This is a genomic window from Phycicoccus sp. Soil802, from assembly GCF_001429605.1.
Lineage (GTDB): Bacteria > Actinomycetota > Actinomycetes > Actinomycetales > Dermatophilaceae > Pedococcus.
Genome location: NZ_LMSS01000005.1, coordinates 393,654 through 412,100, shown reverse-complemented (window position 1 = coordinate 412,100; position 18,447 = coordinate 393,654). Strand labels below are relative to the sequence as shown.

At 70.7% G+C, this 18,447-nt stretch carries 21 protein-coding genes; 14 read left to right on the top strand and 7 right to left on the bottom strand.

Annotated elements, in window-relative coordinates:
• Window positions 1-3 precede the first annotated feature (3 nt).
• Window positions 4-1,755: an ABC transporter ATP-binding protein gene (locus tag ASG91_RS13050; RefSeq protein WP_056923045.1), complete on the bottom strand. Its 1,752-nt coding sequence runs from the start codon at window positions 1,753-1,755 to the stop codon at window positions 4-6.
• Window positions 1,756-1,883: 128 nt separating this feature from the next.
• Here ASG91_RS13050 and ASG91_RS13045 point away from each other — a divergent pair, with 128 nt between their 5' ends.
• From ASG91_RS13045 to ASG91_RS13025, 5 genes are all read left to right on the top strand, one after another.
• Complete coding sequence (locus ASG91_RS13045) at window positions 1,884-3,131, top strand: YncE family protein (protein WP_162257540.1); 1,248 nt, start codon at window positions 1,884-1,886, stop codon at window positions 3,129-3,131.
• Window positions 3,132-3,135: 4 nt separating this feature from the next.
• Window positions 3,136-3,879 carry an SURF1 family protein gene (locus ASG91_RS13040; RefSeq protein WP_056923043.1) on the top strand — a complete coding sequence of 248 codons (744 nt, stop codon included), beginning with the start codon at window positions 3,136-3,138 and terminating at the stop codon, window positions 3,877-3,879.
• On the top strand, window positions 3,872-4,222 hold the full coding sequence (locus tag ASG91_RS13035) for a DUF3817 domain-containing protein (RefSeq protein ID WP_235545607.1): 351 nt from the start codon (window positions 3,872-3,874) through the stop codon (window positions 4,220-4,222). The genes ASG91_RS13040 and ASG91_RS13035 overlap by 8 nt, the downstream gene beginning before the upstream one ends.
• Before the next feature lie 63 nt (window positions 4,223-4,285).
• On the top strand, window positions 4,286-5,896 hold the full coding sequence (guaA, locus tag ASG91_RS13030; RefSeq protein ID WP_304438275.1) for a glutamine-hydrolyzing GMP synthase: 1,611 nt from the start codon (window positions 4,286-4,288) through the stop codon (window positions 5,894-5,896).
• Window positions 5,897-5,899: 3 nt separating this feature from the next.
• Complete coding sequence (locus ASG91_RS13025) at window positions 5,900-6,646, top strand: 1-acyl-sn-glycerol-3-phosphate acyltransferase (RefSeq protein ID WP_235545605.1); 747 nt, start codon at window positions 5,900-5,902, stop codon at window positions 6,644-6,646.
• A 125-nt stretch (window positions 6,647-6,771) separates the two neighbouring features.
• On the opposite strand, the gene ASG91_RS13020 is transcribed toward ASG91_RS13025, so the two are convergent.
• A complete protein-coding gene (locus tag ASG91_RS13020; RefSeq protein ID WP_056923041.1) occupies window positions 6,772-7,773 on the bottom strand; it encodes an AraC family transcriptional regulator in 1,002 nt (333 codons plus the stop codon).
• Window positions 7,774-7,849: 76 nt separating this feature from the next.
• Here ASG91_RS13020 and ASG91_RS13015 point away from each other — a divergent pair, with 76 nt between their 5' ends.
• Window positions 7,850-8,137: a DUF2892 domain-containing protein gene (locus tag ASG91_RS13015; RefSeq protein WP_157606344.1), complete on the top strand. Its 288-nt coding sequence runs from the start codon at window positions 7,850-7,852 to the stop codon at window positions 8,135-8,137.
• 16 nt (window positions 8,138-8,153) lie between these two features.
• On the opposite strand, the gene ASG91_RS13010 is transcribed toward ASG91_RS13015, so the two are convergent.
• Window positions 8,154-8,687 carry a GNAT family N-acetyltransferase gene (locus ASG91_RS13010; protein WP_200961303.1) on the bottom strand — a complete coding sequence of 178 codons (534 nt, stop codon included), beginning with the start codon at window positions 8,685-8,687 and terminating at the stop codon, window positions 8,154-8,156.
• Between the two features lie 163 nt (window positions 8,688-8,850).
• Here ASG91_RS13010 and ASG91_RS13005 point away from each other — a divergent pair, with 163 nt between their 5' ends.
• The 4 genes from ASG91_RS13005 to ASG91_RS12990 all read left to right on the top strand — a co-directional run bounded on the left by ASG91_RS13005 (window position 8,851) and on the right by ASG91_RS12990 (window position 12,280).
• Entirely contained in the window at window positions 8,851-9,663 is an 813-nt protein-coding gene (locus ASG91_RS13005) for a helix-turn-helix transcriptional regulator (RefSeq protein ID WP_056923038.1), read from the top strand.
• 45 nt (window positions 9,664-9,708) lie between these two features.
• Entirely contained in the window at window positions 9,709-10,503 is a 795-nt protein-coding gene (locus ASG91_RS13000) for an oxidoreductase (RefSeq protein ID WP_056923037.1), read from the top strand.
• 69 nt (window positions 10,504-10,572) lie between these two features.
• Complete coding sequence (locus ASG91_RS12995) at window positions 10,573-11,397, top strand: carboxylesterase (protein WP_056923036.1); 825 nt, start codon at window positions 10,573-10,575, stop codon at window positions 11,395-11,397.
• A 49-nt stretch (window positions 11,398-11,446) separates the two neighbouring features.
• Window positions 11,447-12,280: an alpha/beta hydrolase gene (locus ASG91_RS12990; protein WP_056923035.1), complete on the top strand. Its 834-nt coding sequence runs from the start codon at window positions 11,447-11,449 to the stop codon at window positions 12,278-12,280.
• 57 nt (window positions 12,281-12,337) lie between these two features.
• On the opposite strand, the gene ASG91_RS12985 is transcribed toward ASG91_RS12990, so the two are convergent.
• Window positions 12,338-13,120, bottom strand: a complete 783-nt coding sequence (locus tag ASG91_RS12985; protein ID WP_056923034.1) for an alpha/beta fold hydrolase — start codon at window positions 13,118-13,120, stop codon at window positions 12,338-12,340.
• A 133-nt stretch (window positions 13,121-13,253) separates the two neighbouring features.
• Between ASG91_RS12985 and ASG91_RS12980 the strand changes: the two genes are divergently transcribed.
• Both ASG91_RS12980 and ASG91_RS12975 read left to right on the top strand, forming a co-directional pair.
• Entirely contained in the window at window positions 13,254-13,829 is a 576-nt protein-coding gene (locus tag ASG91_RS12980) for a hypothetical protein (RefSeq protein WP_157606343.1), read from the top strand.
• Window positions 13,829-14,116, top strand: coding sequence for a transcriptional regulator (locus ASG91_RS12975; RefSeq protein WP_056923032.1), 288 nt, complete (start codon window positions 13,829-13,831; stop codon window positions 14,114-14,116). The genes ASG91_RS12980 and ASG91_RS12975 overlap by 1 nt, the downstream gene beginning before the upstream one ends.
• 15 nt (window positions 14,117-14,131) lie before the next feature.
• Here the strand turns inward: ASG91_RS12975 and ASG91_RS12970 are convergent, their stop codons facing one another.
• Entirely contained in the window at window positions 14,132-15,109 is a 978-nt protein-coding gene (locus ASG91_RS12970) for an NAD(P)-dependent alcohol dehydrogenase (RefSeq protein WP_235543392.1), read from the bottom strand.
• 62 nt (window positions 15,110-15,171) lie between these two features.
• Here ASG91_RS12970 and ASG91_RS12965 point away from each other — a divergent pair, with 62 nt between their 5' ends.
• Window positions 15,172-15,747, top strand: a complete 576-nt coding sequence (locus tag ASG91_RS12965; RefSeq protein ID WP_056923031.1) for a helix-turn-helix domain-containing protein — start codon at window positions 15,172-15,174, stop codon at window positions 15,745-15,747.
• Window positions 15,747-16,538 (top strand): SRPBCC domain-containing protein, encoded by a 792-nt coding sequence (locus tag ASG91_RS12960; RefSeq protein ID WP_056923030.1) that lies wholly within the window; start codon window positions 15,747-15,749, stop codon window positions 16,536-16,538. Before ASG91_RS12965 ends, ASG91_RS12960 begins: the two co-directional genes overlap by 1 nt.
• 50 nt (window positions 16,539-16,588) lie before the next feature.
• Here the strand turns inward: ASG91_RS12960 and ASG91_RS12955 are convergent, their stop codons facing one another.
• Window positions 16,589-17,248: a class I SAM-dependent methyltransferase gene (locus tag ASG91_RS12955; protein ID WP_056923029.1), complete on the bottom strand. Its 660-nt coding sequence runs from the start codon at window positions 17,246-17,248 to the stop codon at window positions 16,589-16,591.
• 96 nt (window positions 17,249-17,344) lie between these two features.
• Window positions 17,345-18,379 carry an alpha/beta fold hydrolase gene (locus tag ASG91_RS12950; protein ID WP_056923028.1) on the bottom strand — a complete coding sequence of 345 codons (1,035 nt, stop codon included), beginning with the start codon at window positions 18,377-18,379 and terminating at the stop codon, window positions 17,345-17,347.
• Window positions 18,380-18,447 lie beyond the last annotated feature (68 nt).

The window sequence follows — 18,447 nt, the reverse complement described above, 5'->3', positions numbered from 1 at the left end:
TGATCACTGGTCGTCCTCCTCTCCGCGGATCACGATGTGTCGGTATGCCGGGTGGTCCAGCAGCTCGCGGTGCGTGCCCGTGAGCGTGACCAGCCCGTCCTCGAGCACCACGACCTCGTCGGCCTGGCCGAGCAGCAGCGGGCTGACTGTCGTGACCACGGTCGTGCGGCCGCGGCGGTGCTCGGCGAGCCGGCCGGCGATGCGGGCCTCGGTGTGGGCGTCCACCGCGCTGGTCGGCTCGACCAGGACGAGCACGGGGGCTTCGGTGAGCAGCGCCCGCGACAGGGCGAGGCGCTGGCGCTGACCGCCCGAGTAGGACCGTCCGCGCTCCTCGACCGTGCCGTCGAGGCCGTCGGCGACGGCGTCGAGGACGTCGAGGGCGCTCGCGGTGGTCAGCGCGGCCAGCACCTCGCGGTCGGCGTGGCCACCTCCGGTGCCGTCGGCCGATGGGCGCCCGTTGGCGTGGCCGCTGAGCTGCTCGCGCAGCACCCCGGTGAACAGTCGCGGGTCGGGCTCGCTGACCACGACGTGCCGGCGGACGTCGGCGATCGACAGGTCGTCGAGTCGCACTCCACCCCAAGTGGTCTGGTGCGGGCCGGGTCCGTGTCGACCCAGTCGGTCGGCCACGGCGGACGACTCCTCGGGCCGCGCCGACACGATGGCCGTCAGGAGGCCGCCGCGGATCACCGTGCCGGACAACGGGTCGACCAGGTCGGCGTCGGCGGGCGGCACGGGGACGGTGCTCGGCCTGGCGGCGTCGTGGTCGGGCTGGACTGCCATGACGCGGAGCATCTTGCCCGCCGCGATCTGCGCCCGGATGCCCCGGTCGACGACCTCGATCGCGGTCTGCAGCGGCATGGTGAGGAACGCCGTGTAGCCGTAGAAGGCCACCAGCTGACCGGCGGTGATGTCACCGGTCACCGCCTCGCGCGCGCCGAGCCAGGTCACCAGGACCACGAAGATGCCGGGGATGAGCACCTCGGCGGAGTCCAGCGCCGCCTGGATGCCGGCCACCTGAAACCCGCGTTCGCGGACCCTGGCCGACTGCTGCTCGTAGCGGCGCAGGAAGGTCTGCTCCCCGCCGATGCCGCGCAGCACGCGCAGCCCCGCGACCGTGTCGGCCCCGAGCGTGGTCAGGCGCCCGGCCTCCTCGCGCTGCCTCGCCTGGCGGCGCTGGAGCGGCCGCACGATGAGGCTCAGGCTGGCCAGCATGACCGGGCCACCGAGCAGCACGAGCCACCCGAGGGCCGGCGACGCGGCGAGCAGGATGGCGCCGACGACCGCGTAGCTCACGACGGCGCCGGAGAACCGGCCCATCACGTCGTACAGGCCGCCGAGCCGCATCACGTCGTTGGCGAAGACGGCGACGACCTCGCCCGACGGCATGGTGCGCGTCAGTGCCGGCCCGGCGCGCTCGGCTCCCTGGGCGGTGAGCTGTGCGCCGCGGTAGGAGGCGAACAGCCAGTTGTAGACGGCGAAGTAGTGCCGGATGGCAGCCGTGACCGCGCAGATCGCACCCAGCCCGATCAGCACCAGGGCCCAGCGGACCAGGCCACCCAGGTCGCCGGGGACGATGCCGTCGTCGACGCCCTTGCCCACGGCGGCCGGCACGAGCGCGATCGCCAGCATCCATGCCATCCCCGCGAGCATCCCGAGCACCTGGGTGCGCCACTGCTGCCGACCGACCCAGAGCATGAACCGGGTGGTGCTACGGGTGTCGGGTCGGCCGGGGTCGGGGAACGGGATCGTCTGCATCAGGATCCCCACCGTATGCCGCGGCGACGACACCCCGACACCGATTTTCCGCCCGCCCGGTGAGCCTTCCGAGTGGCCGCGAGCACGCGGCATACCGTGACGAGCGGAAGGGGTGAGTGGGGATGGTGGTGCGCAAGGAAGCCGTCTACGTGCGCCGCAGGCGCGTTGCGCTCCTCGTCGTCGTGGCCTTCGTCGCGCTCAGCGTCCTCGGGGTCAGCCGGCTGGTCGGCTTCCTCTCCGGCGGCACCGCGGAGGCCGCCGCTCCCCAGCCCGTTGCCACCAAGCCGGTGGCTCCCGAGCCCACCATCCCCGTGCCCACGCCCCACCCGGTCGAGCCCCAGGGCGCCGCCGGACCGTCGGCCAAGACGGCCATGGTGCGGGTGCTGCGCCTGAGTGGCGACCTGACGCCGAAGTCGGTGGTGGCGTCGAAGCAAGGCCTCGTCTTCGCCCAGAACATGATGTACCGGCACACCATCACGGCCTTCCGGGCCGACGGCGCGCGGCTCAGGACCATCGACGACTCCGTCGACCTCGCGAAGTTCCGCGTCAAGGGCCACGAGGGCCCGGCGAAGGGGTCGCCCGTCGAGGCCGCCTTCACCCCGGGTGGGCGCTACGCGTGGGTGTCCAACTACTCGATGTCCGGCAAGGGCTACGGCTCCGAGGGGCTCGACACGTGCACCAAGGGCGACGGCACGTCGCCCAGCACGGTCTACCGGGTCGACACGCGCACCTTCGCCATCGACAAGGTGGTGGCGGTCGGGTCGGTGCCCAAGTACGTCGCGCTGACGCCCGACGGGAAGACGGTGCTCGTCACCAACTGGTGCTCGTGGGACCTGTCCCTGATCAGCGCCTCAACCGGCAAGGAGGCGGCCCGGATCCCCTTGGGGGGCAAGTACCCTCGCGGCATCGCGGTCTCTCCCGACAGCCGCACCGCCTACATCGCGCTGATGGGTTCGGACCGGGTGGTCCGGGTCGACCTGGCCGCCCGGACGGTGCACCCCTACGCGCAGACCGGCGACGGCCCGCGGCACATCGTCGAGAGCCCGGACGGCAAGTACCTCTACGTCACCAACAACGGCGACGGCACCGTCAGCAAGCTCGACCGCCGCAGCGGCAAGGTCATCAAGTGGGTGCACACCGGCAAGGAGCCGCGCTCGATGGCGATCTCGCCTGACGGCGCCGCGATCTACTCGGTGAACTACGAGTCCTCGACGGTCACCAAGCTGCGCACCTCGGACCTCGCGGTCGTCGACGAGGTCAAGACCGACTACCACCCGATCGGCATCACCTACGAGCCGACCAGGAAGATGGTGTGGGTCGCCTGTTACGGCGGCAGCATCCTCGTCTTCGACGACTCGAGGCTTCCCGTAGCCTGACCCGGTGCTGCGAACCGCCCTGAAGCCTCGCTGGCTGGGCCTGTTCGCCCTGCTGCTCGCGATCATGGCGGCCTGCGCGCAGCTCGGGCTGTGGCAGCTGCACGTCGCGCAGGACAAGGGCCTCGCCGATGCGCTGCGCCAGGCGCACGAGGCGCGTCCCGCGCTGCTCGACACGGTCATCCGACCGCACCAGGCGTTCCCGAACCCGCAGTCCAACCGGGCCGTCACCGCCATCGGCACGTATGCCGCGTCGGACCAGTTCCTCGTCGGGCCGCGCCGCCTCGGCGGGGCCACCGGCTACTGGGTCGTCACGCCGCTGGACGTGACGGAGACGGGCGCGCGGCTCGCCGTCGTCCGCGGCTTCGTCACCGACACCACGACTCCCATCGACCCGCCCCCCGGGGTGGTGTCGGTGGACGGCACGCTCGCGCCGGGAGAGGCGCCGGCCGACCCGCCGGCCGGTCTGCCCGCCTGGCCGCAGCAGGCTCGTGGCTCGATCGACTTCTCGCTGCTGGTCAACGAGTGGCCGGGAGAGCTGTACAACGCGTTCGTCTTCGCGCAGGGGGAGAAGACCGGTGCGGGGGTCGGGATCCCCGCACCGGACGGGGTGACGAGGGTGCCGCCGCCCGAGGTGACGGGCGGGCTGAAGTGGCGCAACGCGGCATACGCACTGCAGTGGTGGATCTTCGGCGGCTTTGCCGCGTTCATGTGGTTCAGGATGGTGCGAGAGGATGCCCAGCGTGACTGAGACCGGTGTGAGTGAGATCAAGGACGTCGACGCGGCCCGCAAGGCGCTCGGCTTCTTCAAGGTGATGGCGTTCGTCGTCGGCGTGGGGCTGTTGATCCTCGTGGCGGAGATGGTGCTGCGCTACGGGTTCGACAACCACGTGCTGGACTGGTGGCCGCAGCCGCACGGGTTCATCTACATCGTCTACCTGGTGGCCACCGCCAACCTCGGGTTCAAGGTGGGCTGGCCGCTCGGGAAGATGGTGCTGGTCATGCTGGCGGGGGTCGTGCCGTTCCTGTCCTTCTGGGCCGAGCGCAGGGTCGCGAGTGAGACCGAGGCGCGGCTGGCTGGGGCGCGCCGGTAGCCTGTGCGCGTGAGCGACCCCGCAGCCGCCGACGTGGTGACCCAGGCCCAGGACGACGATCGGGTGGAGGCCCCCGACGCCGAGCGTTCGGACGAGCCGGCCACCCCTCTCCAGGCTCGGCCGGTGCTGGTCGTCGACTTCGGGGCGCAGTACGCGCAGCTCATCGCGCGACGCGTGCGTGAGGCGAAGATCTACAGCGAGGTCGTGCCGCACACGATGTCGGTGGCCGAGATGCTCGAGAAGGACCCGGCCGCGATCGTGCTCTCCGGTGGCCCGTCGTCGGTCTACGAGGAGGGGGCGCCCTCGTTGGACCCCGCCGTCCTGGAGGCGGGCGTGCCCGTGTTCGGGATGTGTTACGGCTTCCAGGCGATGTCGCAGGCGCTCGGTGGCACCGTCGCCCACACCGGGCTCGGTGAGTACGGCGCGACGCCGGCCACCGTCTCCGACACCGAGTCGACGCTCTTCAACGGACAGCCCACCGACCAGTCGGTCTGGATGAGCCACGGCGACTCGGTCACCGAGGCACCCGCGGGCATGACGGTCACGGCGGCCACGGCCGGTGCGCCCGTCGCAGCGATCGAGGACGACGAGCGCCGTCTCTACGGCGTGCAGTGGCATCCGGAGGTGATGCACTCGACCTTCGGGCAGCGGGTGCTGGAGAACTTCCTCTACCGCGGGGCGAGGCTGGAGCCCGACTGGACGGCCGCCAACGTGGTCGACGAGCTGGTCGACGCGATCCGCGAGAAGGTCGGCGACTCGCGGGTGCTGTGCGCCCTGTCCGGTGGCGTCGACTCGTCCGTCGCGGCGGCGCTCGTGCAGAAGGCCGTCGGCGACCAGCTGACCTGTGTCTTCGTCGACCACGGCCTGCTGCGCGCGGGGGAGGCAGAGCAGGTCGAGAAGGAGTTCGTGGCGGCGACCGGGGTGGACCTGGTGGTGGTCGACGCGCGCGAGCGGTTCCTGTCCGCGCTGGAAGGCGTCTCGGACCCCGAGGAGAAGCGCAAGATCATCGGGCGCGAGTTCATCCGCGTCTTCGAGCAGGCCGCCCGCGACGTCGTCGGGTCCCGCGGCGACTCCGACCACCCCGTCGAGTTCCTCGTGCAGGGCACGCTCTACCCCGACGTCGTCGAGTCGGGTGGTGGCACCGGGGCGGCCAACATCAAGTCGCACCACAACGTGGGCGGGCTCCCCGAGGACCTCCAGTTCAAGCTGGTCGAGCCGCTGCGCTCGCTCTTCAAGGACGAGGTGCGTCAGGTCGGGCTCGAGCTGGGTGTGCCCGAGGCGATCGTGTGGCGCCAGCCGTTCCCGGGCCCCGGGCTCGGCATCCGCATCGTCGGCTCGGTGACGGCCGAACGGCTGGAGATCCTCCGGGCCGCTGACGCCATCGCGCGGCACGAGCTCTCGGCTGCTGGCCTCGACCGCGCCATCTGGCAGTGCCCGGTCGTGCTGCTCGCCGACGTGCGTTCGGTGGGCGTCCAGGGTGACGGGCGCACCTACGGTCACCCTGTCGTGCTGCGCCCGGTGTCGTCCGAGGACGCGATGACGGCCGACTGGACCCGCGTGCCCTACGACGTGCTCGCCAAGATCTCGACGCGCATCACCAACGAGGTGCGTGAGGTCAACCGGGTCGTGCTCGACGTGACCAGCAAGCCGCCAGGCACCATCGAGTGGGAGTAGTGCGTGCGGCCAGGTAGGGCGCGCGGCCTCAGCACGGCCAGCGTCAACGACGCCGTGAGCCGGGCGGTGATGCGCTACGTCCTCATCGGGCCGCCCTTGAAGCTGCTCACCGGGCTGCATGTCGAGGGCCGTGAGAACGTGCCGCGCGAGGGCTCGCTCATCGTGGCGTCGAACCACCTCTCGTTCATCGACTCGATCGTCATTCCCCTGGCCTGCGGGCGGCAGGTGCACTTCCTCGGCAAGGCCGAGTACTTCCAGGGCTCGGGCCTCCGTGGGGCTGCCGTGCGCTGGTTCCACTCGACGGCCGGCACCATCCCGGTGGACCGTTCCGACCCGCGGGCTGCGGCTGCGTCGCTGGAGCTGTCGGAGGACGTGCTGCGCCAGGGGGAGGCGTTCGGCGTCTACCCCGAGGGCACCAGGTCACCCGACGGGCGGCTGCACCGCGGCCGCACGGGCGTGGCCCGCATGGCGCTCTCCACCGGAGCCACCTTGTTGCCGTGTGCCGTGATCGGCACCGACCACGTGCAGCCCTCTGGTTCCAACGGTTTCCGCCCCGCGAAGGTCACCGTCAGGTTCGGTGTGCCGGTCGACGTCGCCGGTCTCTCGGCTCGCTTCCAGAAGGCTGCTCTGTTGCGGGCGATCACGGACGCGACGATGGACGCGATCGGTGAGCTGTCGGGGCAGGAGCGCTCGGGTCTCTATGCATCGGACGTGAAAGCCGCCATGGAGGCAGGCAAACCCACCGCCTGAAGTTGCGCGTCCCATCCAGTCGCGAGTCGCAGGCTGCCGGCGCCCCGCATGATCAGTTTCAGTCGCCGCGCCCTCACTCTCCGCGGCGACGCCACCGGCGGTAATGAACAGCCGCCCAGATGCCGTCAGGGCACGGCTCGCCAGACGCTGGGCGCTGTCCCGTGGTCGCGCTTGAAGGCGCGGCTGAAGGCCTCTTCGGACTCGTACCCGACCCGCGGGGCGATCGCGGCGACCGGCAACGTCGTCGTGCGGAGCAGGTCCTCAGCCACGTGCATCCGCCAGCCGGTGAGGTAGCGGATGGGCGCCAGCCCGAGCGCCGCACGGAATCGTTCGTCGAGCACGCTCGACGACGTGGTCGCCGCGCGGGCGAGGTCCGCCAGGGTCCACTTGCGACCGGGGTCGCGGTGCATGGCGGCGAGGGCCGGTGCAACCACGGGATCGCGCAGGGCGGCGAGCCAGCCCGTGTCCGTCGCCGGCGCGTTGGCCAAGTGCAGCTTGAGCACCTCGCGCAGCAGGAGCTGCGGGATGTCGGTCGGCGCCGCGATGCGGTCGTCGGCGACCTGGCTCGTCTGCTGGAGGACCAGGTCGCTGCTGGCCTTGACCCACGAACGGATCGGCCCCTCCGGCGGCGTGACGACGAACACCGGAGGGAAGACGCCGAGGCCACGGTCGAACAACCGGTCGTCACACGCGAGGAAGCCACACACGAGCTCGCTGCGCGCACCTCCGAGGCCATGGACGATGTGCGGCAAGGCATTCCACGGTGGCGGGTCGATGAGCTGCATCACGGGGACGATCTCAGCCGTCTCGTGTCCGCCCATTCGGTGCTGGTCGTTGTAGGGCAGCACGATCACGTCGCCCTCGTGGGCCCAGACCATGTGGGACCCGGCCTCGATCCAGCAGCTGCCGGAGACCACGACGTGGAAGATCACGATCTGCGCCGCGTCGGGGGCCAACACCGCGGCCAGGTCCTGCGACGCCAAGGACTCGTAGGCCCACGCCTCGGTGTACTCGCTGTGCAGGAAGATCGCGCCGGACAGCTTGACCCGTGCCAGGGCATCCGCGAGGGCGGTGGATCGATCAGCTGCCGCGGCTTCCCGGTCATGGTGGGGCCCACCGCTCGTCATGAGACTGAGTCTGTCAGCAGGAAGCACGCGGAGTCAGGAGAAAGCGATGGACGCACAACCCGGATGGGAGGCTCTGATGTCCAGGGCCGATCGGTTCAACGCGACCGCGTTCTCGCAGTGGGTCAACGGGCCGAGTGGCCGGGCGTTCCGACTCGCCGCCGGCGTGGCCTGGCTCTGCTTCGCCTGGGTCGCCCGCGACCACTGGTGGGGGATTGCGGCAGGGGCCTGGGGCCTCCTCCCCCTCACGGCAGGCCTCTTCGACATCTGCTGGATCAGTGCGTCCCTCGGCGGCCCGCTGCAGGGAAGGACCATCCGCGCAGGGCAAGCGGCGATGCGATCAAGGCCAGCAGCACGGGCCTCGTGACCGCTGTGGGGCTCCTTCAGGTGCCCGACGGCCGGCTCCACCGCCACTCCCACACCGCGCCGACCTCAGGATCCTCTTGGTCGGCGATGTGCTGGAAGCCGAGCGACGCGAGGACGCCGGTTGACGGGTTTGGTCCTGGCAGGGTGTGTGCTGTGACGTGATCGACCTCACCGGTGGACACGGCCGACTCGACCAGTGCCCGCGCGGCGGCCACGCCGAACCCCTGGCCCCGGAACTCGGGGGCCACCTCGTAGCCGATCTCGACAGTGCGCTCGACGGGTGGGGCGGCGAACCCACCTGAGCCGACGAGCTGCCCGGTGGCCTGGTCGACGAAGAACTGCATCGACCACGGGCGCTCCGCCTCCGACGCCTTCTGCAGATGCGTCAAGGTGAAGTCGATGGACTCGGGGAACTCGGGCCACCCGTCTGGCGCCGGCGAGCCGATCAGCTCCTCGAACCGCGTCGGGTCGTCGTTTCGCGCGGTCAGCGCGTCCAGCAACGGCACGGTGGCCGGGACGAGCCTGACCCGGTGCAAGCGCTCGAGTCTCAAGGTCGCCCCTTCCTGCCGGACCATCACGCATCCTCCGCCACCCGCCGTGGGGCAGGCAAGTGCCCAGTCCGGCGACGGCGCGGAGCCGCTCGGAAGTCCCTCTTTCGAGGCGCCGAGGCGCCGAGGCTCCGAGGCACGCGCCACGCGTGAGCCAGAATGAGTCATGGCAACCCGCAGCCAGCTGGGCGACTACCTCAGGGCGCGGCGCGAGCTCGTCCATCCGGAGGACGTGGGGTTCCCCGTCGGCTACGAGCGGCGACGCGTCCCGGGTCTGCGCCGTGACGAGGTGGCGATCCGTGCCGGGATCAGCACCGAGTACTACCTGCGGCTTGAACAGGGGCGGGAGTCGCACCCGTCCGACCAGGTCCTCGATGCGCTTGCTCGAGCCCTGCTGCTCGACGAGGTCGCCACGGCATACCTGCACGAGCTGGCGAGGACGCCGCTGCCGCAGCGCGCGGAGGTGGGTGATGAGGTGTCCGACGGAGTGCGGTGGCTGATCGACGCGTGGCCGCTCACCGCGGCTGTGGTCCACAACCGACGCATCGACGTGCTGGCGACCAATGCCCTGGCCAGGGCGATCAGCCCGACGTTTCGGGTGGGTGTGAACAGCCTTGTGTCGCTCCTGACCGACCCGCGCGAGCGGGCCCTGCACGAAGGCTGGGAAGGTCTCAGCGCGAGGTCGGTAGGCCTCCTGCGATCGATGTCTGCCCAACGCAGCACCGATCCGCAACTGCAGTCGCTGGTTGCCGAGCTCTCGAAACAGAGCAGTCGCTTCCGTGAGCTGTGGGACCGCAACGACGTCGTCCAGGTCTCCGACGGAACGCACGTCTTGCGGCATCCGGAGGTCGGCCGGCTCACGCTGCACTTCGCCCGCCTGCCGCTGACGGGCACGGACGGCCAGTCGATCTTCATCTACCACGCCGAGCCGGGGACTCCCTCCGCCGACGCACTCGCGACCCTCGCCGCTAGGGGGTAGTAGCAGGGACAGGCTCGCGACCGGTGGCTGGCCTACCGTCGGCACGTGGACCTCAACCTGGCTGACAAGGTCGCCGTGGTCACCGGCGCCAGCAAGGGGATCGGCCTCGCCGTCACGCGAGCCCTCGTGGCGGAGGGCGTCCGCGTCGTCGCGGGTTCGCGCACGATCAGCAACGAGCTCGTTGCCCTCGCGGACACCGGTCAGGTCATGGCCGTGGCAGTTGACCTCTCCACGGCCGACGGTGTTGCGGAGCTCGTAGCCCGCGTCGAGCACTTCGGCGGACTCGACATCGTCGTGAACAACGTCGGTGCCGTGGTCCCCCGCACGGGAGGATTCCTCTCCGTCACCGACGAGGACTGGCACAGCACCCTGAACCTCGACCTCATGGCCACGGTGCGCACCACCCGTGCGGCCATCCCGCACCTCCTCGAACGCGGTTCGGGCAACGTGGTCACCATTGCCTCCGTCAACGCGTTCCTGCCGGACCCGGGCGTGATCGACTACTCCGCTGCGAAGGCGGCCGTCTGGAACCTCTCCAAGTCCCTCTCCAAGGAGTTCGGCCCCCAAGGCCTGCGGTTCAACACGATCAGCCCGGGACCCGTCTCGACCCCGCTCTGGCTCGGAGAGACCGGCGTGGCAGCGACGGTGGCGAAGAGCTCCGGCATCTCGTTCGACGAGGCCAGGACCCGGATCATCGCGGCCGGTGGGGGCTTCTCGACCGGGCGGTTCACCGAACCAGAAGAGGTCGCGGACCTGGTCCTCCTCCTGGCGAGCAATCGCGCCGGCAACGTGACCGGCGCTGACTTCCTCATCGACGGCGGACTCACGAAAGACCTCTAGGGCCCGCGTACCCGCGGGACCGGAGGACCAATCCACAACCAGACAGTCATCACCACGAAGGGGCTAGTCATGTCGGGAACACCGGTTGTCTTCATCCACGGTCTATGGATCCACTCGACGGCCTGGGCGCCATGGATCGAGCTGTTCGCCTCGGAGGGCTACGAACCGAGCGCGCCGGGGTGGCCGGGCGACGCCGACACGGTCGAGGCCACGCGGGCCAACCCCGAGGCGCTTGATGGCGTGGGAATCCTGGAGATCTGCCACCACTACGCCGACCACATCGAGTCGCTTGACGCCAAGCCGATCGTCGTGGGGCACTCCTTCGGCGGACTCATCGCCCAGGAGCTCCTCGCGAACGACCTTGCGGTCGCTGCGGTCGCGATCGACCCGGCCCCCATCAAGGGAGTCAAGACGCTGCCCTTCTCGCAGCTGCGCTCTGGCTTCCCGGTGCTGGGCAACCCCGCGAACAAGAAGCGCACCGTTTCGCTGACCGCCAAACAGTTCCGCTACAGCTTCGGCAACGCCGTCTCGGAAGAGGAGTCCGACGCCCTGCACGCAGCCTGGACCATCCCCGGTCCGGGTCGCCCACTGTTCGAGGATGCGACGGCGAACTTCCGGCGCAACTCACCAGCAGCCGTGGACACCCACGCAGCGGTGCGCGGCCCCCTCCTGCTGATCTCTGGCAGCGAAGACCACACCGTGCCGAAGGCCGTGACGCTTGAGGTGCTGGGGATGTACGCGGACAACCCGTCGTCGATCACCGAGTACCACGAGTTCGACGGCCGCGGGCACTCGCTGACCATCGACAGCGGCTGGCGCAGCGTCGCCGACGTCACGCTCGAGTGGCTCGCCTCGAAGCGGCTCGGTGCAGCTGCCCCCGCGAACAACAGCTAGGCGCTGACCCCCATACGTCGCAGCACGACTTAGGTCTGAGGAGAGACACATGCACATCGTCAACAGTGGGGGCCGTAGACCCACGTTCCGCATGGCACTGGCGCTCGCGGCCGCGGCCGCTCTCACGGCTCTGTCGCTCACCGGTTCGGCTGACGCCCAGCCGAGACAAGCACCCACGGGGCCACAGCCCACCGTCGTGCTCGTGCACGGGGCGTTCGCCGACGCCTCCGGCTGGAACGACGTGACCACCAGCCTGCAGAAGCGGGGTGTCACGGTGCTCGCCGTGGCCAACCCTCTGCGCGGTCTCAACTCGGATGCCGAGTACGTCCGCTCCATCCTCGCGACGGTCCAGGGTCCGATCGTCCTTGTGGGGCACTCCTACGGCGGGGCAGTGATCACCAACGCGGCGACCGGCAACCCGAACGTCAAGTCGCTGGTCTACGTGGCCGGCTACGCGCTGGACGAGGGGGAACGCGTCATCGAGGCGAACGAGCTGGGAGGTGGCCACTCCTCCCTGGCCGAACACCTCGTCATCCGCCCCTACCCGGGCGGCCCTCCAGGCGACGCGGACGGATACATCGATCCGGCGTTCTTCGGCAGCTTGTTCGCGGCCGACCTGTCCCCGAAGCGGGTGTCCACCCTGGCCGCGTCGCAACGTCCGGTCGCCCTCTCCGTCCTCTTCACTCCGTCGGGTGCGCCCGCTTGGAAGCAGATCCCGAGCTGGTACCTCGTGGCCTCGCAGGATCACACGATCCCGCCCGAGGCAGAGCGGGCCATGGCACACCGCGCAGGAGCCACGACCGTCGAGATCGGCAGCTCGCACGTCGCGATGATGAGCCACCCGGATGCGGTGGTCGCGCTGATCCTCTCTGCAGCACGCTAGGCCCGCTCGAGGGCAGCACCCACCAGCTCGACCTCGGGTGGGTGCTGCGGAAGCCGATCAGACCGCGTGCGAAAGGGCGCTGGCGATCACCGCCGCCGTCTGCTGCGGCGCCTCGTCAGGGAGGAGGAACACCGCACCCGGGATCGTCACGAGCGTCACCTGGGCAGCCGTCTGGAGAGTGGCACGCTCGGCGTCGGTGAGACCGCCATCCCCCTTCTCGGCGTGGACCACCCAGACCGGTGTGCCGGCCGCGGCCAGCCGGGTGGCGTAGTCGGCGTCCGCGGCGATGTAGTCGAGGTAGTCGCCGCTGACGCGGACCGAGTCCCGTGCCTTGTTCTGTCTGAGGTCCGCGACCAGCTCGCGCTTGTGCGGTTCGGGCAGCTTGGCGGACCGGACCATCAGGGGCAGGAGGCGCAGCAATGTGGCCATCGGCCACGGGCCCACCTTCTGCGAGGCCCGCACGACGGCGCGGAAGAACCACGCTTCGTCCTCGGGGGTCAGGCTGATCCCGAGCAGCACCACCGGCCCGCGGAAGTGACCGGACAGCAGCGCCTCCAGCGCCACGGTGGCGCCGTGGGAGAACCCCACGAGCACGTCGCAGCGGTGCACCGTAGCCAGCTCGCCGACCCGACGGGCCATGGCGGGGACGGACCCGTCCTCGCCCAACGGCGCACCGGCCATGCCAGGCAGGGTCGTGGCGATCAGGCGCACCCCGGACAGGACCGGCTCGGCCATCACGAGGTCGAACGAGCGGGCTGCGTTGGCTCCGCCCGGGAGGAGCAGGACGGACCGGTCCGCATCCTCCGGTCCCGAGGTCAGGAGCTCCCAGGCTTTCCTCATGGCACTCTCCGCAACGACGGATCCCTCATCCCTGACGGTAGGCCGCGGAGGCTGGGTGCGAAAGAGGTGCCCACCGTCGCATGCACGCGGAGACGGGCCCAACCGCTACTTGCCAAATTGGAAAGTAGCGGGCATGCTTTCCAACATGGAAAGTATGCCGCTGCCCCAGCGCCCGGACGACCCGCTGTCCGCCCTCGCGGCGGCAGACCGCGCCCGTGACCGGCTGGCCACCAGCCTCCGCTTGCCCAGCGGGCTGTTCCCCGTGTTGGCCGTCGCGATCGCGAGCCAGATGGGCGCGGCTGCCTACGGGGTTGCCGCCCAGACGACCACCGGGCTGGCGGTCGCCCTGGCCGGGGCGGCGGCCTTCCTGGGCGTTGCTGCGCTCGTCGTCGTCCGGTTCCGGCGGATCAACGGCGTCAGGGTCGACGGCCTGGCCAGCACGATCATCCTCGGCACGGGGACGCTGTCTACGCTGGTCTACCTGGGCGCCTTCGTGGCCGCGACCTGGGCCGCCTTCGAGTCGCGCTGGTGGCTCGTCGTGACCGCGGCAGCCGTGGGTGGGGCCGGCTACTCGCTGGGTGCCTGGCGTTGGTGGCGGGCCTACCGGCGCGACCCTGTCGAGCGCGCGGGCGGCGCCTCTCCTCGGGTCCTTGCCCTTCTCGCCGTGGCTGCGCTCGTGGGTTTCGCCGTGCTGGTGGTCGGCAGCTGATGCCCGAGCTCGACCAGCTGATCCACGCGCCAGCGCGGCTTCAGGCGATGACGATCCTCTCTGCGGTCTCCGAGGCCGAGTTCGCCACGCTGCGCACGGCCCTCGAGGTCAGCGACTCGGTGCTCTCCAAGCACATCTCGGCGCTGGCAGACGCCGGCTACGTGCGTGTGCGCAAGGGTGTCCTGGCGGGACGCCGCACGACGTGGATCACACTGACCTCCACTGGCCGGAAGGCGTTGCGCGACCACGTCGCGGCGCTGCGCCGGTTGATCGACCTGGTCGACTGACCTTCTGGCACCGGTTCACGTCGGGACGATGACGACCTTGCCGAGGGCGCGGCCCTCGCCGACGTGGGCCAGCGCCTCCGGCACCTCGTCGAGCGTGCAGGTGCGATCGACGTGGATCCCCACCTCACCAGCGACGCACAGCTCAGTCAGGGGCTGGAAGTGGGCCGGGCCCGGCTTCACGGCCAACACCCCCAGGCGGCGACCGGTGAGCAGGCCCGCGGTCGCTCCGATCGTGAGCACCCGCAACAGCGCTCGGACCGACCCTCCGACGCACTGGTACCGGCCACCGGGAGCGAGCGCGCGACGGTAGGCGAACACCGACCGGTGGGCGACCAGGTCCAGGATGAGGTCGTACCGGTCGGGGCCCCGGGTGAAGTCGTCACGGCGGTAGTCGATGACCTCATCGGCCCCGAGGCTTCGCAGGTAGTCCAGCTTGGCTGCGTTGTCGACGGCGGTGACGTGCGCGCCCCGGCGCTTGGCCAGCTGGATGGCGAACGATCCGGATCCGCCACCCGCGCCGTTGATGAGGACTCGGCATCCCGCCGAGGCACGGGCCGTGCCCTGGAGGGCGATCGCGCCGGCCTGCGGGATCGTCGACGCCTCGACGAAGGTCAGCTCCGTCGGCTTGCGGGCCAGGGCCGACTCGGGTGCGACCGCATACTCGGCGAACCCGCCCATGAGCTGCAGGTTGTCTCCGTAGACCTCGTCGCCCGGCCGGAACCGCGTCACGCCGGTGCCGACGGCCTCGACGAGTCCGGCGATGTCCGAGCCGAGGGTGGGGCGTCGGGGCGAGCGGAGCCCGCCCAGGCGCGCATAGAACGGTGACCCGCGCAGGCCCTCCCAGTCGCTGAGGTTGATCGATGTCGCTGCGACCTTCAGCAAGACCTGCCCACCCGCAGGGGACGGGGTGGGGACGTCCTCGACCCGCAACACGTCCGGGCCCCCGTACCGGTCGTGGACGACGGCTCTCATCTGTCCTCCGGCGCCGCGCATGCCCAGATCCTGTCAGACGGATCCCTTGACAAGAATAATTGTCAAGGGGCACCATCGACACCATGCACGACGTCGAAGTCATCGAGAGCGCGGACGCAGCCGCCGCCGCGCTGGACCCGGTCCGGGCCCGGCTGCTCGGCGAGCTGGCCGTCCCAGCCTCTGCGGCCGGCCTCGCGGCCAAGGTCGGCATCGCCCGCCAGAAGGTCAACTACCACCTCAAGGCGCTCGAGGGGCACGGCCTGGTGACCCTGTCCGAGGAGCGCCGCCACGGGGGCATCACCGAGCGTGTGTTGCAGGCTTCCGCGGCCTCGTACGTCGTGTCGCCGGCCGCCGTGTCCGCGTCAGCGGCCGACCCGGACGCCAACGACGACCACCTCTCGGCGGCATACCTCGTCGCCTTGGCCGGTCGGCTGGTGCGGGAGGTCGGCGCGCTGTCCCGCCGCGCGGGCGCCACCGGCAAGCGCCTCCCCACCCTGACCATCGACACCCAGATCGGCTTCCGGTCGGCCGCTGATCGCGCCGCCTTCGCCGACGACCTGACCGCCGCGGTGCTCGACCTGGCCGCTCGCTACCACCATGACGACGGGCGTCCGCACCGGCTCGTCGTCGCCGCCCACCCACTTCCCGAGGAGAGCTGATGAGCACCATCCCGAACGTCCCGTACCGCCTGGAGTTCAGCGTCGAGGTGCCCGGCACCCCGGAACAGGTCTGGCAGGCCATCGCCACGGCGAAAGGCATGAGCGCCTGGTTCCTGCCGACCGAGCTGGAGGAGCGCCAGGGCGGTGCCCTGCACTTCGAGATGGGTCCCGAGATGGGCTCCGAAGGCCACGTCACCGAGTGGGACCCGCCCCGCCGCATCGTGTACGAAGAGGACTGGGCCGCCCTCATGGGGCAGGACCCGGATGCCCTGAGCCCGCTCACGTCGGAGTTCCTCGTCGAGGCGCAGTCCGGTGGCACCTGCGTCGTGCGCGTCACCAGCAGCGGCTTCGGGACCGGCGCCGACTGGGAGTCGGAGTTCTGGGACGACATGGGCGCCAGCTGGATGCCGTTCTTCGACAACCTGCGCCTCTACCTGTCGCACTTCCCCGGGCAGGAAGCCACCCAGCTTGAGGTCAGCGCGGTCCACCCCGGTGAGGCGGGTTCGGTCTGGTCGGCGCTCCGCGACGCGCTCGGGCTGGGCGCCGAGGGGTCGGCCGTCGAGGTCCGCGGCGCCACCGGCACCGTCGAGCGGGTCGGCGAGCGGCAGGCGCTGGTCCGGCTCACCGGACCCGTGCCCGGGATGTTCACCGCCTTCGCGCACGGCGCAGGCGAAGGGACCTCGACCGCGGGGGTGCGCGCCTACCTGTTCTCCGCAGACGCTGCTGCTTACGTGCAGCGGGAGCAGCCCGGGTGGCAGGCCTTCCTGCAAGGGCTGTCCGTCCCCGCCTGACGGTATGCCGCGTGGCTGGCTCCTCGCGCCCCGTGAGTTTGCTCGGGTGGCTAGGTGGTGGCCGTGCCGGCGATGTGGGTGTTGAACGGCAGGAACGGCGAGTGGATCCGGTAGCGAGTCAGCTCCACCTTCGTGAACCCGGCTGACCGGATCGACCCCGCCAGGTCGCGCTCGCACGAGCAGCCTTCGAAGGTCCAGGCCCACGGCCGGCGCAGGACGCGCTGCGACCAGCGCGTCACCGTCCCGGGCTTCGCCGCAACGTGCTCGGCAAAGCTGAAGCGTCCCCCCGGCCGCAGGATCCGACGGATCTCGGCGAGGACGGCCTCCGGATCGCGGACGCTGCACAGCACCAGGCTCGAGATGACTGCATCGGTGCTGGCGTCAGGCAGGTCGATGCGTTCGGCGACGACGCTGCGGAGCTCGAGGTCGACCCCACGGGAGCGGGCCGCACGCCGCAACCGGTGGTGCATGTAGGGGTTGGGCTCGATCGCGATCAGGCGAGCACCGGCCGGCAGGTAGCGCAGGTTCGCTCCGACTCCCGATCCCAGCTCGACCACGGTCGACGGCAGGTCGGCGAAGGCCGCGGCCTTGTGCTGTCGCAGGTGCCAGTTGATGTAGCCGCCCATCGCCGAGAAGAAGGCGGAGTTGAAGCGGCCGAGGAACGGATGTGGTTGGAACGTCAGGTGATCGGGCGCGGTCTGAGTGGTCATGGGTCGAGCCTGCCGGGGGCGGACGGGCCCCGTCAGCAGTGGAAATACCGCACTTGCGAGGTCAGCCCGCGCGGTCCGCGCGTTGAGCCGGCGAGGTCAGCCCGCGAGGTTGGACGCGACGTACCAGGCGGCGATCTGGGCCCGGGACCGGAACCCCAGCCGCGCGCGGATCCGTTCGACGTGCGACTCGGCCGAGCGCTCGGTGATCACCAGCCCCTCGGCGATCTGTCGGTTCGACCAGCCCTGCGCCACCAGCCCCGCCACCTCCAGCTGGCGTGGCGTCAGCAACGGCCGTGGAGACTCGCGGTCCAGCGACGGCAACCCGAGCCCTCCGCGGATGGCGCTCACCAGGGTGTGCGCATCTCCGGCGAAGGGGATGTGGGTGCGACCCGGCAGCACGGTCAGCGTCGCGCCCTCGATGCCTGCGGCCAACCGCTCACCCTCGGCCAGCGGCACGGCCCGGTCCTCGCGGCGGTGGATGACCGACGTGGGCGCCGTGATCCGACCGAGGTCGTCGGCGACGTCGATGGCATAGCACGCCGCCAACAGGTGGTGCGCCCAGGCCGAGGGAGCCGAGTCCCGTTGGTACCGCGAGAACATAGCGCGGAACCCGGCGTCCGCGTCCGGGGCGAAGATCTCCGTCAGCACGTCCGACGCGAAGCCCCAGTGCTGCGCGACGAGGCCCAGCACGTGCTCCCGCACGTCGGGTGCGGCCACACCGTCACCGTCGACCCACCCGCCATACAGGACCAGACGCGTCACCGACTCGGGATGACGGGCGGCCCACCGCACGGCGAGGGGTGCGCCGAAGGAGGCGCCGACGAGGTCGAAGCGCTCGGCCCCCACTGCGGCAGCGACCGCCGCCAGGACCTCGAGCTCCAGCTCCACGACATCGGTGCGGGTGGTGGGCTCCGACAACCCGCACCCCGGCCGGTCGTAGCGCACCAGGGTGCGGCCGTCGCCCAGCTCCTCGTAGAACTGGCGCTCGGCCGGGACCGCCCACCCGAGCTCGAGGTGCGACACCCAGCCCGGCACGTAGATCGCCACCGGGCCCCGGCCGGAGACCGCGAAGCGGATGCCGGTGCCGTCCGACAGCGTGGTCACGCCGAGCTGCTGCTCCACGAGCGACATTGTGCCGCGCGCGCGGACAGCCTCGGGGAGAACACGTCCTCGTCATGAAGGCCGGCATCGGCATGTCC